The sequence below is a fragment of the Pseudonocardia sp. GCM10023141 genome (assembly GCF_042653605.1).
The window spans coordinates 102,112-116,789 of the sequence record NZ_JBHSIR010000043.1; the positions used below are offsets into that span (position 1 = coordinate 102,112).

Annotated in this window: 15 protein-coding genes and 1 tRNA gene; 9 read left to right on the top strand and 7 right to left on the bottom strand. The window is 71.1% G+C overall.

Annotation, left to right across the window (positions count from 1 at the left end):
- Positions 1–4: 4 nt before the first annotated feature.
- Entirely contained in the window at positions 5–586 is a 582-nt protein-coding gene (gene dcd, locus ACFPFQ_RS25600) for a dCTP deaminase (protein ID WP_379623103.1), read from the bottom strand.
- A gap of 23 nt (positions 587–609) precedes the next feature.
- Positions 610–1,737 carry a UDP-N-acetylglucosamine 2-epimerase gene (locus ACFPFQ_RS25605; RefSeq protein WP_379623105.1) on the bottom strand — a complete coding sequence of 376 codons (1,128 nt, stop codon included), beginning with the start codon at positions 1,735–1,737 and terminating at the stop codon, positions 610–612.
- A 238-nt stretch (positions 1,738–1,975) separates the two neighbouring features.
- On the opposite strand from ACFPFQ_RS25605, the gene ACFPFQ_RS25610 reads away from it, so the two are divergent.
- A tRNA-Gly gene (locus tag ACFPFQ_RS25610) sits at positions 1,976–2,049 on the top strand.
- Positions 2,050–2,165: 116 nt separating this feature from the next.
- On the opposite strand, the gene ACFPFQ_RS25615 is transcribed toward ACFPFQ_RS25610, so the two are convergent.
- A complete protein-coding gene (locus ACFPFQ_RS25615; RefSeq protein WP_379623107.1) occupies positions 2,166–2,378 on the bottom strand; it encodes a hypothetical protein in 213 nt (70 codons plus the stop codon).
- Between the two features lie 103 nt (positions 2,379–2,481).
- Here ACFPFQ_RS25615 and ACFPFQ_RS25620 point away from each other — a divergent pair, with 103 nt between their 5' ends.
- Both ACFPFQ_RS25620 and cpt read left to right on the top strand, forming a co-directional pair.
- Positions 2,482–3,099 carry a TetR/AcrR family transcriptional regulator gene (locus tag ACFPFQ_RS25620; RefSeq protein WP_379623109.1) on the top strand — a complete coding sequence of 206 codons (618 nt, stop codon included), beginning with the start codon at positions 2,482–2,484 and terminating at the stop codon, positions 3,097–3,099.
- Positions 3,100–3,134: 35 nt separating this feature from the next.
- The gene (cpt, locus tag ACFPFQ_RS25625) at positions 3,135–3,665 is read left to right on the top strand and encodes a chloramphenicol phosphotransferase CPT (RefSeq protein WP_379623111.1); all 531 of its coding nucleotides are present in this window, start codon (positions 3,135–3,137) and stop codon (positions 3,663–3,665) included.
- Between the two features lie 7 nt (positions 3,666–3,672).
- On the opposite strand, the gene ACFPFQ_RS25630 is transcribed toward cpt, so the two are convergent.
- On the bottom strand, positions 3,673–4,023 hold the full coding sequence (locus ACFPFQ_RS25630) for a nucleotide pyrophosphohydrolase (RefSeq protein ID WP_379623113.1): 351 nt from the start codon (positions 4,021–4,023) through the stop codon (positions 3,673–3,675).
- Positions 4,024–4,042: 19 nt separating this feature from the next.
- The gene (locus tag ACFPFQ_RS25635; protein WP_379623115.1) at positions 4,043–4,852 is read right to left on the bottom strand and encodes an alpha/beta fold hydrolase; all 810 of its coding nucleotides are present in this window, start codon (positions 4,850–4,852) and stop codon (positions 4,043–4,045) included.
- A gap of 226 nt (positions 4,853–5,078) precedes the next feature.
- Here ACFPFQ_RS25635 and ACFPFQ_RS25640 point away from each other — a divergent pair, with 226 nt between their 5' ends.
- Entirely contained in the window at positions 5,079–5,354 is a 276-nt protein-coding gene (locus tag ACFPFQ_RS25640) for a hypothetical protein (protein WP_379623117.1), read from the top strand.
- Between the two features lie 34 nt (positions 5,355–5,388).
- Positions 5,389–5,874, top strand: a complete 486-nt coding sequence (locus tag ACFPFQ_RS25645; RefSeq protein WP_379623119.1) for a GNAT family N-acetyltransferase — start codon at positions 5,389–5,391, stop codon at positions 5,872–5,874.
- A 150-nt stretch (positions 5,875–6,024) separates the two neighbouring features.
- On the opposite strand, the gene ACFPFQ_RS25650 is transcribed toward ACFPFQ_RS25645, so the two are convergent.
- Together ACFPFQ_RS25650 and ACFPFQ_RS25655 are read right to left on the bottom strand one after the other, a co-directional pair.
- The gene (locus tag ACFPFQ_RS25650; RefSeq protein ID WP_379623121.1) at positions 6,025–6,843 is read right to left on the bottom strand and encodes a hypothetical protein; all 819 of its coding nucleotides are present in this window, start codon (positions 6,841–6,843) and stop codon (positions 6,025–6,027) included.
- Between the two features lie 155 nt (positions 6,844–6,998).
- On the bottom strand, positions 6,999–9,041 hold the full coding sequence (locus ACFPFQ_RS25655; RefSeq protein ID WP_379623123.1) for an Hsp70 family protein: 2,043 nt from the start codon (positions 9,039–9,041) through the stop codon (positions 6,999–7,001).
- 289 nt (positions 9,042–9,330) lie between these two features.
- On the opposite strand from ACFPFQ_RS25655, the gene ACFPFQ_RS25660 reads away from it, so the two are divergent.
- From ACFPFQ_RS25660 to ACFPFQ_RS25675, 4 genes are all read left to right on the top strand, one after another.
- Complete coding sequence (locus ACFPFQ_RS25660; protein WP_379623125.1) at positions 9,331–10,215, top strand: IniB N-terminal domain-containing protein; 885 nt, start codon at positions 9,331–9,333, stop codon at positions 10,213–10,215.
- Between the two features lie 299 nt (positions 10,216–10,514).
- Entirely contained in the window at positions 10,515–11,402 is an 888-nt protein-coding gene (locus ACFPFQ_RS25665; protein ID WP_379623127.1) for an IniB N-terminal domain-containing protein, read from the top strand.
- 344 nt (positions 11,403–11,746) lie between these two features.
- On the top strand, positions 11,747–12,637 hold the full coding sequence (locus tag ACFPFQ_RS25670; RefSeq protein WP_379623129.1) for an IniB N-terminal domain-containing protein: 891 nt from the start codon (positions 11,747–11,749) through the stop codon (positions 12,635–12,637).
- Between the two features lie 193 nt (positions 12,638–12,830).
- The gene (locus ACFPFQ_RS25675; protein ID WP_379623131.1) at positions 12,831–14,678 is read left to right on the top strand and encodes a dynamin family protein; all 1,848 of its coding nucleotides are present in this window, start codon (positions 12,831–12,833) and stop codon (positions 14,676–14,678) included.

Here is a 14,678-nt window from a genome sequence, read left to right on the forward strand (position 1 = left end):
TTGGCTATCGCCGGGTGTCGACCCGGTGGAAGTTCAGGTGGGCCCGCGACGGCGTCGGCCCCCGCTGCCCCTGGTAGCGGGAGCCGACGCCGCTGCTGCCGTAGGGGCGTTCGGCCGGGCTGGAGAGCCGGAACAGGCACAGCTGGCCGATCTTCATCCCCGGCCACAGCGTGATCGGCAGGTTGGCGACGTTGCTCAGCTCCAGCGTGATGTGACCGGTGAAGCCCGGGTCGATGAAGCCCGCGGTGGAGTGCGTGAGCAGGCCCAGCCTGCCGAGGCTCGACTTGCCCTCCAGCCGGCCGGCGAGGTCGTCGGGCAGCGTGACCTTCTCGAACGTGGAGCCCAGCACGAACTCGCCGGGGTGCAGCACGAACGGGTCGTCGCCCTCCGGCTCGACCGGCGACGTCAGCTCGTCCTGCTGCTCGGCGGGGTCGATGTGGGTGTAGCGCGAGTTCTGGAAGACGCGGAAGAAGCGGTCCAGCCGCACGTCCATGCTGGAGGGCTGGAGCATCGCGGGATCCCACGGGTCGAGCACGAGACGTCCGGACTCGAGCTCCTTGCGCAGGTCACCGTCCGAGAGCAGCACGCCGCCACCCTACGGCGTGGTGTTCAGGCTTCGGTGTTGGAGGGGAAGGGCGAGCTCAGCAGCGGTGACGGGCACAGCCCGAACATCCACGCGACCGCCTGCTCGACGCGGGCCGCCTCCAGCCCGTCGGACGGCTCGCTCTCCGACGTGCGCATGTCGAGGAGCTGGCGGACCGTGGCCATGACGGCCGGGCTGAGGATGCTGCGGATGGAGTCGCCGGGAGCGGCGACGTGCGGCCCGTCGACGAGCACGGCCGGCGTGCCCAGGCCGGGGGCGTCGGCCACCAGCTCGGGGTTGTCGGAGACCAGCACCCTGCTGGCCGCGAGCAGGCCCACCAGCTCGGCGAGCGGGAGGTTGCGCACCACCGTGGCGCGCGGGTGCTCCGCGAGCGGGTAGGCGGCGCCGTGCTCGGCCAGCTCACCGAACAGCACGACCTCGACGTCGGGCTCGCTCTCGAGCAGCTCCGGCAGGCTCGCGAGCACCCCCAGCGAATCCGGACGATCGAGCCCCACGAGTACCAGCCGCGGCCCCTGCGCGCGCACGCGCCGGACGAGGCGGGCGAACCGGAGGTCGGCCGGTTGGGGGTTGGCGGCCATCGTGTCGCCGACCGGGATGGCGTTGGGTCCGATCGGGCTGCCCAGCGCCGCACCGCCGGTGGTGAGGAACAGCGACGCCAGCTGGCCGATGATGCGGCGGTTGGCCTCCTGCGGGAACGGGCAGAGCAGGTCGTCGCTGGCGACCCCGGCCTGCAGGTGCACCACGGGGATCTGCCGCCAGAACGCGACCTGCGCGCCGACAGCGGCCGTCATCCCGCCGCCGTAGACCATGACGGCGGACGGGTCGAGGTCGACGAGCAGCCCGTCGATCCTGGTCATGAGCATCGCGGCGATGGCGGCCGGATTCGGATCGGATGGCTCGTGCAGGAGCAGCGTGATGTCGGCGGGCACGCCGAGCGCCTCGAACGCCTCGTGCACCGACATGGGGTCGGGGCCGGTGGCGACGGTGAGCGCGCGGATGCGGTCGGCGTCGGTGAACGCGGTGGCTACCGGGGCGAGACGAGCTACTTCGGGTCGGCTTCCGGCGATGAGGAGCACGTCGTGATCGTGATCCTGAACCGGGAGCGAACCCAGATCCGGGTCGAACTCGGTCATGCGCAGATCCTTAGCGGCCGGGGGAGCTGGCCTTGCGGGGTACCTGTGTCTTGCAGGGTCGGGGCCTTGCGCGGAGCGGACCTTGCTGGGGTCGGAACAGTGTGAACCCGACCCGGCGAACCGTCGACCCCTATGCCGCCCCGCCGTTTCCGTTCGGGTGAGAACCACCCTGTTGGCCGCACGGAGAGAGGGACTTCAGCTACACAGCGTGAGCTGCTACCGTTGCGGGGAGCGCGCTGCGGATGTAGTTCAATGGTAGAACATCAGCTTCCCAAGCTGAATACGCGGGTTCGATTCCCGTCATCCGCTCCACACGTAAAGGCCCAGGTCGGAACGCATTTCACCGCGACTCCTGGGCCTTCGTCATGTCCGTGGCCCACCGATGGATCAGCGCCGCCAGCCGCCGCCCGGATCGGTGTCCCGCGCGGTCAGTCCGATCGGACGCGGGTCTCGTCAAGATCTGCGGGAGTGAGCCCCTTCGAGCGCGCCTGGCCTTCCCGCATCAGGTGCACCTGAGTCAGCTCGCCGACTTCCTCCTGGAGCTTCAAGATCTGCCAATCGCTGCTGCGGTCGATCCCGAACTCCGCCGCGGACTGACGAGACACGCGCTCCACCTGCGCCGTCAGCTCTCCGAGATCCATGGCCCGTAGCGTTCCAGGCAGCAGGCTCGACCGGCCTGCGGGTGGGAGCACGGGCCACCAGGTCGACGGGCCGAGTTCAGCGACGCGAGAAGGCGAGGCCGGGATGCCCAGAACCAGCGCGCGGGGCGGACCGCAGACGCGTGCGCGGATCCTGGAGGTCGCCACCCGGTTGTTCCTCGACCGCGGGTACGACACGGTGACGGTCGCCGAGATCGCGCGGGAGGCCGGCGTCTCGAGCGTGACGGTCTTCAACCACTTCCCGCGCAAGGAGGACCTCTTCCTGGACCGCCAGGACGACGCCGCCGACCTGCTGCGCTCGGCGGTGCGCGACCGCGCCGACGGTGTCGACGTGCTGGCGTCCCTGCGCGAGGCGACGCTGCAACTCTTCGACACCCGGCATCCGCTGTCGGGCGTCGACGGCCGGTCCGTTCCGTTCTTCCACACCGTCGCGGGATCTCCAGCGCTGGTCGCGCGGGCGCGGGAGATCGCCTCCGACCTCGAACGGATCCTTGCCGAGGAGCTCGAACGCGACCCCGTCTTCGCGGGCGACGGGCCGTTGTTCGCCGCCCTCTTCATCGCCGGCTACCGGACAGTGCTGGTGGCGACGGCCCGCCACCTCATCGCCGAGGAGCCGTCCGATGCCGTGCTGGCCGACCACCGGGTGCGCCTCGAGAGGCTGTTCGATGCCCTCCGCCTCGGTGTCGGCTCACCGGGTTCATGACCCAAGGGCTCGGACGCAGGAAGGGAGCTCCGGCGATGCCCACCCAGATCATCGTGCTCAACGGCGGATCCAGTTCCGGCAAGACCGGCATCAGCCGGTGCCTGCAGGCCGTGCTGCCGCACCCGTGGATCCGGCTCGGTGTGGACGATCTCGTCGACGCGCTGCCGCCCGCGCTCCTCGACGGTGCCGGCATCGCGTTCGGGCAGCGGGGTGAGGTCGAGGTCGGCGACGGCTTCCGCGAGGTCGAGGCCGCCTGGACGGCCGGCATCGCCGCCATGGCCCACGCGGGTGCCCGGATCATCATCGACGACGTGTTCCTCGGCGGTGCCGCGTCCCAGGAGCGCACCCGCGCGCAGCTCGGCGGGCTGGCGGTGCTGTGGGTCGGGGTGCACTGCGAGCCGGCGATCGCGGCGGCTCGCGAGATCGCCCGCGGCGATCGGGTGTTGGGGATGGCGGTCGCGCAGGCGGAGCTGGTGCACCGCGGTGTCAGCTACGACGTGGAGGTGGACACCGGGAGGACGGAGTCGCTGGACTGCGCCCGCGCCATCGCGGCCCACGTGGTCTGAGCGGTGGTCAGTCCGCCCGCATCGTGGACCGGCCGCGGACGACGTCCGGCGGGAACCGGGTCTCGTTGACCTCGATCTTCGCGGCCGCAGCGGCCAGCTGGTCCAGCCCGGAGACATCGGCCAGCCGCACCAGGTAGATCAGGACGTCGGCGAGCTCGCCCGCCACCCGGTCCCGCAGCCCGCCCGGCTCCCGGACGGCCGCCGCCTGATCGGGTGTGAGCCACTGGAACTCCGCCGCCAGCTCCCCCGCCTCCGCGACGAGCGCGATGGCGAGGTTCTTGGGCGTGTGGAACTGCTCCCAGTCCCGGGCTGCGGTGAACGTGCGCAGCCGCTCGGTCAGTGCCGTGATGTCGTCCACGCAGACGACCGTAGCCGGGTCAGCCGGTGTGCCCGATCAGGCGCGGCACGAACACGTCCCAGACCGGCGGCGGCAGCTCGTGCCCGGTGCCCGCCAGTACCAGCAGGTCCGCACCCGGGATCGCGGCCCGCAGCGCCTCGCCGTGCGGGAGCGGGAACACCGGGTCCCGGTCCCCGTGCACGACCAGCGTCGGGACGGCGACGAGCCCGATGTCGAGCGGCGCGCCGAAGTCCATGACGAAGTGGTTGGTCAGGCAGGCCGCGATGTCGACGGTCCGGTCGACATCGCGCACGGCCAGCTCGCGCATGGCCGCCTCGTCGAAATGCGGTGAGCCGGAGTAGACCCGCATCAGCCCCACGATGAAGTCGACGACCGCGGAGCGGTCGGTCGGATCCGGGCCGGGGCCGCCGACGTAGCCGAGGAACTCGGCCGACATGCCCGGCAGGTCAGCACCTCCCGGGGTGCTCGACACGATGGTCAGCGACGCGACGCGCTGGCTGTGGCACACCGCGGCCTGCGCGACGATCGCGCCTGCCATCGACCGCCCGACGAGGTGCGCCCGCTCGATCCCGAGCGCATCGAGCACCCCGACCGCGTCATCGGTCAGATCCCGCAGGGTGTAGCCCGGGTGGCCCGGCGGGTAGCTGACCGAGCGTCCGGTGTCGCGGTTGTCGAAGCGGATCACGTACCGCCCGGCCGCCGCGACCCGCGCGCACAGCTCGTCCTCCCACCACAGCATCGACGCGGACGCGCCGTGCACGAGCAGGACGGCCGGGTCGGTGACCGCCCCGAACGTCTCCACACAGATCTCGACCCCGTTGACATCCATGACCTTCTCGCCCGATCGCATGCCTGTTCAACGTCGCGCAGGCCGGGAACTCATCGGGATCCCCGCGGCCGTTCGGGCTAAATCCCGGGCCCCGGGGGTGGTGCCCGTCTCCTCTCCGGAATCCGACGGCCACAACCCGTCACGCTGGAGGGCGCAACGCCGATGTAGGAGCGTGCAGCGCCGGGGGCGGCGCTGGTGCCGATCTTGGGGGCTCGTGATGTTGCGGATGGGGACGTTCGTCATCGTTCTGGAAGCGGTGGCGGTCGCGGTGGCCGTGTTGGCGTTCGGCTGGCCGGTGTTGCTCGTCGGGGTGCCGCTGCTGGTCGGCACGCTGATCGTGCTGGTGGTCGTGGGGCTGTCGGAGGGTCCGCGGCGCAAGCTGGCGGCCCACCGCGCAGCGCGCCACGTGGAACCGGCGCCGCAGGGCGGCCTGATGAGCGGGTTCTTCGAGATCCCGCGCCAGTCCGGGCCCGTCGAGGCGCCGAACAACGTGCGCCGGTAGGACGCCGCACCCCGCTGCGAGCCACACTGGGCTGGTGCTGATCCGCGAGGCCCGCCCCGAGGAGGCCGACGCGCTGGCGGCTCTGGCCGTCCGGTCCAAGGCGCACTGGCCCTACCCGGAGGCCCTCATCGCGCGGTTCGCCCGCTCGCTCGGGCTCACCCCCGAGGTGATCGCGGCCAACGACGTGTGGGTCGCCGAGCACGAGGGCGCGGTGCGGGGCTTCAGCACGCTCCTGCACCGGGGCCCGGTCTGCATCCTCGACGACCTGTGGGTCGAGCCGGCCGCGATCGGATCCGGCGTCGGTCGAGCGCTCTTCGAGCACGCTGCCGCCCGTGCCGCCGCGCGCGGTGCCGCCGCGCTCGAATGGGACGCCGAGCCGTACGCCGTCGGCTTCTACGAGCGGGTGGGCGGTCGGCAGGTGGGTCTCGTCGGCTCGCCACTCGGGCGCAACCTTCCGGTGATGCGGCTGCCGCTCGAGCACCTCATGCCCGGTCAAGTGGGGACGACCGGCGCGACGTGATCGACCGATGCACCGCCGGCCGCCTCAGCACGAGGCTCGGACGATGCTCTTCGACCCGACGTTCGTGGCCATCGAATCCGCCCACCGCATCCGGCGGCTGCACGCCGAGGCCGCCGAGGCCCGACTGGTGCGGGCCGCCCGACCGCGGCGCTACTTCACCCGCGGCCGTCGTGGCGGTGGCGTCCTGGCCAGCACCACGACCCCGGCGACCGCGATGGCGAGCCCCAGCACGAACGGCCAGACCCAGCCGTCGCGCACCGGGTCGCCCAGCAGGACGATCCCGATGATCCCGGGGAGCACCACCTCGGTCACCACGAACACCGCGGTGACCGAGCCGACGTCACCGCGGGAGAGCGCCGCGGAGTACCCGATCATCCCGACCACCCAGAACCCGATCACGAGGTAGGTGGTGGGCTGCCCGAGCAGCGCCATCACGGAGAAGCCGTTGCCGACCTCGACGTGCGCGGCCCGCACAGCCAGCGACGAGCCACCGAACCCCATGCCCGCAGCGAGCGCGAGCGGCCAGGCCCGCGGGAACTGCCGCAGCACCAGCACCACCACGGCCAGCACCAGCAGTGTGGCGATGAGGACGACGTTGACCGTCTCCGACTGCACCGGCGGGCGGTCCGTGCCGGCGCTCGCCGCCACCAGCACGAGTCCGGCCAGGCAGGCGATGACGGCGATCCGGGGGTTGCGCCCCAGCGGCCGCTCGTTCATGCGGGCACCGGCCACGGCCGTCAGCGCGATCGAGCCGCCGATCACGGCCTGCACGGCGAAGACCGGGAGCTGACGCAGCGCGACCGCAGCGCACAACCACGCCACGAGGTCCACGAGGATCCCCGCCAGGAAGCGTGGCTGCACCGCGACGGGGCGCGTACGGGTGGCGCGGCGCGACCCGTCGGCCTGCAACAGCGCACCGACGCTGTTGAGCACCATCGCCACGAGCGCTAGTAGCAGCCCGATCAGCACCCGCCAAGCATGCCCCGCTTCCGCGCGATGCGGGGAACGGGGCCCACGTGATCATTCGGACGTGGATGACCGGAACCGGCGCGGGGCTCCCCTCCGCACCGGTTCCGGCCCACACCCCCGGCCCCAGGGGGCGCGGAGGTGAGCTGTGGGTGCCGTCAGGTCTTGACGACAGGGGCCGACGTCGGGACCACCGGGTCCGAGGAGGCCGGGGGGTTGCCGACCGGCACGGTGACCGGCGGGGGCGGCGAGCTCGTGCCGCCCTCGGCACCGGTGCCCGTGCCGGTTCCGGTGCCTGTTCCGGTGCCTGTTCCCGTGCCCGTGCCCGTGCCGGTTCCGGTGCCTGTTCCGGTTCCCTGGCCGGCGGGCGGCGGGTTGCTCGTCGTGATGACGGGCGGCGGCGGTTCCACCACGACGGGGGGCGCCGATGTCTTGGGCGTCGTCGGGTCGGTCTTGACCGGCGGCGGAGCCTGCTGCTTGGTGGGCTTGGTCGCCGGGTTGTTGTTGTTGTTCGCGGGCGGGTTGTTCACCGGCGGGGCTGCGGTCGGCTCGACCGCCGCGGGCGGCGGCTCGACGGACTCGGACGTGGTGGGCGTGCTGGCGTCACCGCTCGCGGGGGTGATGCTGGTTTCCGTCGGGTTCGACGTCGGCCAGACCAGCACGGCGATCACGACCGCGGCCACGGCGAGCAGCCCGCCGATGCCGATGAGCAGACCGACGGGGCGGCGACGCGGCTCCGGCTCCGGCTCGTACTCCCAGCCCGCGCTCGGGCCCTGCTGAACGGGCGGGACCGGCGGGGCCGGGCGGCGGCCCATGTCCGGCGGTGTGTTGGACGACAGGAGCGAGGTGGCGGGCTCGTGCGACGGCCCGACCGGCCCCCGAGCGGGCGGCGCGCCCGCGAATGCGGCGGCAGCACCACCCGCGGCAGCGGCGGCGGGCGCGGCGTTGGCGGCCCGGTTGACGCCCCGGGGCGGGGTGTTGAGCGCCGGGCGGGGCGGGCGGACCGGCTGGGGGGCGTGCACGGGCGGGCCCGGCACCGGCGCGGCCGCGACCGGAGCGATGACCACACCCGGCCAGGACACCGTGGGCTTGGGGGAGATCGCGAGCGCGGCACCCTTCGCGATGGCGTTCTTCGGGTCGGCGTCGACCGCGACCGGCCGGCCCAGCTGCTCGGACACCATCTGGGCCACCAGCGGGATCCGCGAGGACCCGCCGACCAGCAGCACGGCCGTGAGCTGCGCGGGCTCCAGTCCCGCAGAGGCCACGGCCCGGCGCAGCGCGGTGACGGTCTCGGAGATCTGCGGGCCGATCAGCGCCTCGAACTCGCTGCGGTGCAGCCGCACCGAGCCTCGTGACGCCGGCAGCAGCACCGGGATGGACGTCTCGGTGTCGCTGCTGAGCGCCTCCTTGGCCTCGGTGCACTCGCGCCGGATGCGCGACACCGCCGACAGGACGGCCGGATCGGTGTCGTCGAGGTTCTCGAAGGCACCCGGCAGGCCCTCACGCACGTGCTCGAAGACGACGTCGTCGAAGTCGACACCGCCGAGCCGCTCCAGACCCTCGGGGCGACCCAGCAGGCCGAACCCGGCGGCACCGGACGCGTTCGGACCCGCTGCCGCGGCCTCGGCCGGGTCGGCCTTGCGGACGACCGCCGCGTCGAACGTGCCGCCACCGAGGTCGTAGACGGCGATGGTGGAGCCGGCGCCGATGCGCTCGGCCGCGGCGTAGTGCAGCGCGGCGGCCTGCGGCTCGGCGAGGAAGGTGACCGTCAGGCCCTGGCCGGCCAGCGCGGCGGCCAGCAGCTCCTTCTTGTGGGTGCCCCACGAGGCGGGGTGGGTGATGGCGATGCGCTCCGCGGCGCCGCCCTCGCGCTCGGCCACCCGGTCGACGACCCAGCGGACCAGCCGGGCCGAGAGCTCCTCGGGCGCCCACGCGCGGCCGGCGATGACGATCGGGGTGGGGTCGCCGATGCGGCGCTTGAACTCCCGCACCACGCGATCGGGTTCGGTGACGGCCCGGCGCTCGGCGGCCTCGCCGATCAGCACGGATCCGTCGGCGGCGACGTAGAGCACGGACGGGATGGTCGGGCTCCGCGTGCCGAGGGTGACCACCTCGGGCTCCACCCAGCGACGGTCCGACGACCGGCACACGGCAGCCGCTGTGTACGTCGTCCCCAGATCGATTCCGAGCTGGTAGCCCATGACCGTCCCCTTTTACCCCGACCTACCGGTTCCGTCACACGGAACCGACCCCTTACTCGCCATCGGAGTATCCCGGTCGACCGTTAGCGCTCGATCGGGGTGTGCACTCGAACGGGGGGTCCCCACCCCCCGCGCCCCCTATGGGGTGACTGTCCGCATCCCCGAACGCTGCGTGTTCGAAACCCTGCCCGATCCCCGATGGCGGTTCACCCCCCTGGCCCTAACTTCGGTACTCAGCGCCGGCCCACCCAGCCGGTCCGTTCCCCGATGAAGCCCTGGAGTCGACGCGATGTCCGAGAACCTGACCCTGATCGAGTTCGTCAAGCAGCTGCTGTCCAACGCCGAGCTGCGCAACTGGTTCGCCGACGACCCGCAGGCGGCGCTGCACGAGTTCGGCCTCGACCACCTCACCGCGGCCGACGTGCAGGACGCGCTCGTCCTCGTCGACGACGACTCGCAGGGCGGCGACTTCTCCCGCAACTACGACACCGGCAGCAACCACGTCGCCGCCGCCCACGCCGCACCGGCCCCGCACGGCCACGAGTCGGCGGGTGAGTACATCCAGCGCGTGTTCACCACGAACAACTACATCGACGACCGCGACACGATCATCGACCAGTCGGTCAACCAGAACGTGAACACCGGTGGCGGCAGCTTCCACCAGAACATCGACAACCACTCCGTCAACGCCACGGGCGACGGCTCGATCGCCGCAGGCGGCGACATCAAGGACTCCACGCTGGTCACGGGCAACGGCAACACCGTTGGTGACGGCAACGTCGACGGCAACGGCAACGTGCTCGGCAACGGCAACGGCGTCGTCAACGGCAGCGACAACACCACCAGCTTCGGTTCGGGCGACGCCACCAGCACCGACATCCACGGCCCGGTCAAGGTCGGCGACGGTGCCGCGTTCAACTCGGGCAGCGGCAACACGGCGGTCAACAACTCCGACAACTCGCTGAACGACGTCGGCAACAAGTACACCGACAACTCGCAGCACCACTCGAACAACACCGACGTCGACGCGTCGCAGCACAACAGCAACAACGACGGCAGCGACAACTCCGAGCACACCTCGACCCACACCGAGGACTCGAACAACACCGACGTCGACGCCTCGAGCCACAGCCACAGCCACATCGAGGACTCGTTCAACCACCTGCACATCTGAGTCACACCTGAGTCGACGATCACGTCCGTAGCCCCGGCGCCACTCGGCGTCGGGGCCACGGCCCGTTCTCGAACGCTCGTCCCGCCGCCACGGATCAGCAGGTCAGGGCCGGTCCGGACGCGCGGAAGGCGACGTCCCCCAACGTCATCCCCTAACGCCGAGGTCACGGTCCCCGATCAGGACCCCGTACGAACCCTGATCGATCCCCGATGGCCCGGTCACCGAGGTTTCCTACGGTTCACTCCAGCACCGGTCCGTCCCGCCCCCGGACGGGCCCTTCAGCATCGGAGATCAGCACCATGGCCGAGCCGCTCACGCTCCTCGAGTTCGTCAAGGAACTCCTGACCGACGGGCACCTGCGCGAGTGGTTCGCCGAGAACCCGCACGCCGCCCTGAACCAGTACGGTCTCGGCCACCTCACGCCGGCCGACGTCAGCGACGCGCTCGTGCTCGTGCAGGACAGCCAGACCGCGGACTTCAGCCGTGACTACCACACCGGCGACAACGGCATCGGCAGCTGGGCGGCCCCGGCTCACGACGGCGGCGGCCACGCCGCGGGCGGCATCGAATACGTGGACAACTACGTCACGCACAACTTCGTGAACGACCACGACACGATCATCGACCAGTCGCGGAACCAGAACTTCGACACGCACGGCGGGGACTTCTACCAGGACCTCGACAACCACTCCGTGACCGCTTCCGGGGACGGTTCGGTGGCCACGGCGGGCGATATCCGCAACTCCGATGTCCTCACCGGCAGCGGCAACACCCTCGGCAACGGCAACGTCGCGGGCAACGGGAACGTGGTCGGCAACAACAACCACGCCGTCAACGGCAGCGACAACACCACCAGCTTCGGTTCCGGCGACGCCGGTTCCACCAGCATCCACGGCCCGCTCGACATCGGCCACGGCGCTGCGTTCAACTCCGGCGGTGGCGACGCGCTGGTCGACAACAGCGACAACTCGCTGCACAACGTCGGAAACGCCCTCACCGACAACTCGCAGGTCGGGTCGCACAACAGCGCCGTCGACGCCTCGGCGCACGACAGCGGCAACGACACCAGCGACAACTCCCACGAGGAGTCCACGCACACGCACGACTCCTTCAACACCGACGTGGACAGCTCCACGCACAGCACGGACACGCAGCACGACTCGCACAACTTCGACCACCACGTCTGACACCGGGAGCTTCCCCGGCAGATTCCGCGAAACCCGCCATCCCCGTTCGGGGGCGGCGGGTTTCGCCGTCCGTGGTGACAATGGCGGATCCCCGTCGCCCGATCGAGCGAAACGTCTCGCGCCGACGCTCGTTGACCAGGTCGAATACCCCGCACGTCGCTGGATCAGGGGGTGGGCCCCCGCCCCCGATCCCCCTAGCATTCGGCTCCGGGGCCCCGCACGGCGGCAGCCGAGAACTCTGGACGATCCCCGATGGCCCGAACGGCCGATCGCCCTACCTTTTGCATCAAGGCCGGGCGACCGGCAGTCACGACCCGACAACCTTCTTCCAGGAGTGAACCGCGATGACCGCCTCGACCTCGCCCTCGCTGATCGACCTGATCATGAGCCTGCTCAAGGACCCCACCGCGCACGCGGCCTTCACCGAGGACCCGGCCGGCTGGCTCGCCTCCTGCGGCGCCGGTTCGGTCACGCCCGACGACATCCACGACGCGCTCGTGCTCGTCAGCGACAAGCAGGACGGCGACTTCAGCCGCGACTACCACACCGGCGGCAACCACATCTCCGTGCCGCCGCCGCCCGCCCCGCACCCGGGCGAGTCCGGCCACGAGACCGCCGTGCGCTACCTCAACAACTACGTCACCAACAACTACATCGATGACCGCGACACCATCATCGACCAGTCGGTGAACCAGAACATCAACACCCACGGCGGCGACTTCGACCAGGAGATCGACAACCACTCCGTCAACGCCACGGGCGACGGCGCGGTTGCGGCCGGCGGCGACATCAAGGACTCCACCGTCGTCACGGGCCACGACAACATGGTCGGCGACGGCAACATCAAGGGCGACAACAACGTCCTCGGCAACCACAACGCCGTCGTCAACGGCGACGGCAACACCACCAGCTTCGGCTCGGGCGACGCCACCAGCACCCACACCGGTGCGGTCACCGTCGGCGACGGCGGCGCGTTCAACACGGGCAGCGGCTCCACGTCGGTCAACAACTCCGACAACTCGCTGCACGACGTCGGCAACACGCTCACCGACAACTCGCAGACCAACTCGCACAACACGGCCGTCGACGCGTCGCAGCACGACAGCAACAACGACAGCAGCGACCACTCGCAGCACACCGACACCCACACCGAGGACTCGGGCAACACCGACATCGACGCCTCGCAGCACAGCAACACCGACATCGACCACTCGATCATCCACCCGGTGATCTGACCCTCACCGCACAGCGAGGCCGGCCACGGGCCGGAGTAACCTCCAGTTGATGCGACCGCCGGCTCCGCCACACTTCGGGAAACCCCCGAATGGCGGGGCCGGCGTCGTCGTATGTCACGCACTGTAGGTACTACCCGGGTCCACGACCCGGGTACGAGCCCGTCGAGGCGGGTGTGAGGGAGGCAGGAACACCGTGGCGGTTCCGGCAGCGGTCGACCTCGTCGACCTCGCGCTGAAGGCGACGACCGCGTACAAACGGCCCGACCTCGGCGCCCGCCTGCTGCACACACGCAAGCGGCTCGCCGACCCGGACGTGCGGGTGCTGGTGGTCGGCGAGTTCAAGCAGGGCAAGAGCCAGCTGGTGAACGCGCTGGTCAACGCCCCGGTCTGCCCCGTCGACGACGACATCGCCACCGCGGTGCCCACCGTCGTCAAGTACGCCGACACCACGTCCGTCACGCTGGTGCGGGAAGGCCTCAACGACGCGCCACCCGAGCGCACGGAGGTGCCCGCCAACCGGCTGGCCGAGTACGTCTCGGAGGCCGGCAACCCCGGCAACCGCGCGCTGCTCACCTACGCCGAGGTCGGGCTCCCGCGCAAGCTGCTCGGCGGCGGCCTCGTGCTCGTCGACACCCCGGGTGTCGGTGGCCTCGGCTCCGCGCACGGCGCGGCCACCATGTCGGCGCTGCCCAGCGCCGACGCCGTGCTGCTGGTCTCCGACGCCGCACAGGAGTACTCCGGGCCGGAGCTGGAGTTCCTCCACGCCGCCATGAAGCTGTGCCCCAACGTCGCCTGCGTGCTCACCAAGACCGACCTGTACCCGCACTGGCGCCAGATCAACGACCTGGACCGCGGGCACCTCGGCAACGCCGGCATCCGCGCGGAGATCTTCCCCGTGTCGTCGATGCTGCGCCTGCACGCCGCGAAGACCCAGGACGCGGCGCTGATGGACGAGTCGGGCTTCCGCGAGCTCGTCGACTTCCTGCTCCGCCGGGTCGTCGCCCAGTCCGACGAGCTCGACCGCCGCTCCACGAGCCAGGACGTCATGTCCGTTGCCGACCAGCTCGCCGCCGAGATGAAGGCCGAGCTGTCGGTGCAGGAGGACCCCGAGCGCGTCGAAGCGCTGGTGGCCGAGCTGACGCGCGCCAAGACCCGCGCCGACGACCTCAAGCAGCGCACGTCGCGCTGGCAGATCACGCTCAACGACGGTGTGGCCGACCTGCAGTCCGACATCGACTACGACCTGCGCGACCGGCTGCGCACGATCGGCCGCGAGGCCGAGCAGCTCATCGACGACGCCGACCCCAGCGAGGTCTGGGACCAGTTCGCCGAGTGGTTCCACCAGCAGGTGTCCTCGGCCGCGTCGTCCAACTTCGTGTGGGCGGCCGAGCGGGCACGGTGGCTGGCCGGCCAGGTGGCCGAGCACTTCGCGGAGGGCGCCGACATCGCGCTGCCCAACCTGCGCTTCGACGACGAGGGCATGGCAGGCAAGGTCGACCCGCTCGAGCAGCCGGAATCCGAGAAGCTGGGCGTCGGCGGCGGGATCCTCAGCGGTATGCGCGGCGGCTACGGCGGCATGCTGATGATCGGCATGGCCACCACGCTCACCGGGCTGGCTGCCACGATGCTCAACCCGTTCGCGCTCGGCGCCGGTCTGCTGTTCGGCGCCAAGACCGTGAAGGACGAGAAGAAGCGCATGCTGGAGCGCCGCCGCTCCGACGCCAAGGTCGCCGTGCGCAAGCACATCGACGAGGTCACGTTCCAGGTCGGAAAGGACTCCCGCGACATGCTGCGCGGCACGCAGCGCCAGCTGCGCGACCACTTCAGCGCGCTCGCGGAGGAGGTCAGCCTCTCGCTGGCCAACTCCGTCATGGCGGCGCAGAACGCGCTCAAGACCACGGCGTCGGAGCGGGAGCAGCGCATCCGCGACCTGAAGGCCGAGCTGGAACGCATCGCCGCGCTCTCCGCGCGGGCCCGCAGCCTGCTGACCGACGCGGCCGGAGCTCAGCCCCAGGCCGTCGCATCGGGGTCCGCATCGTGA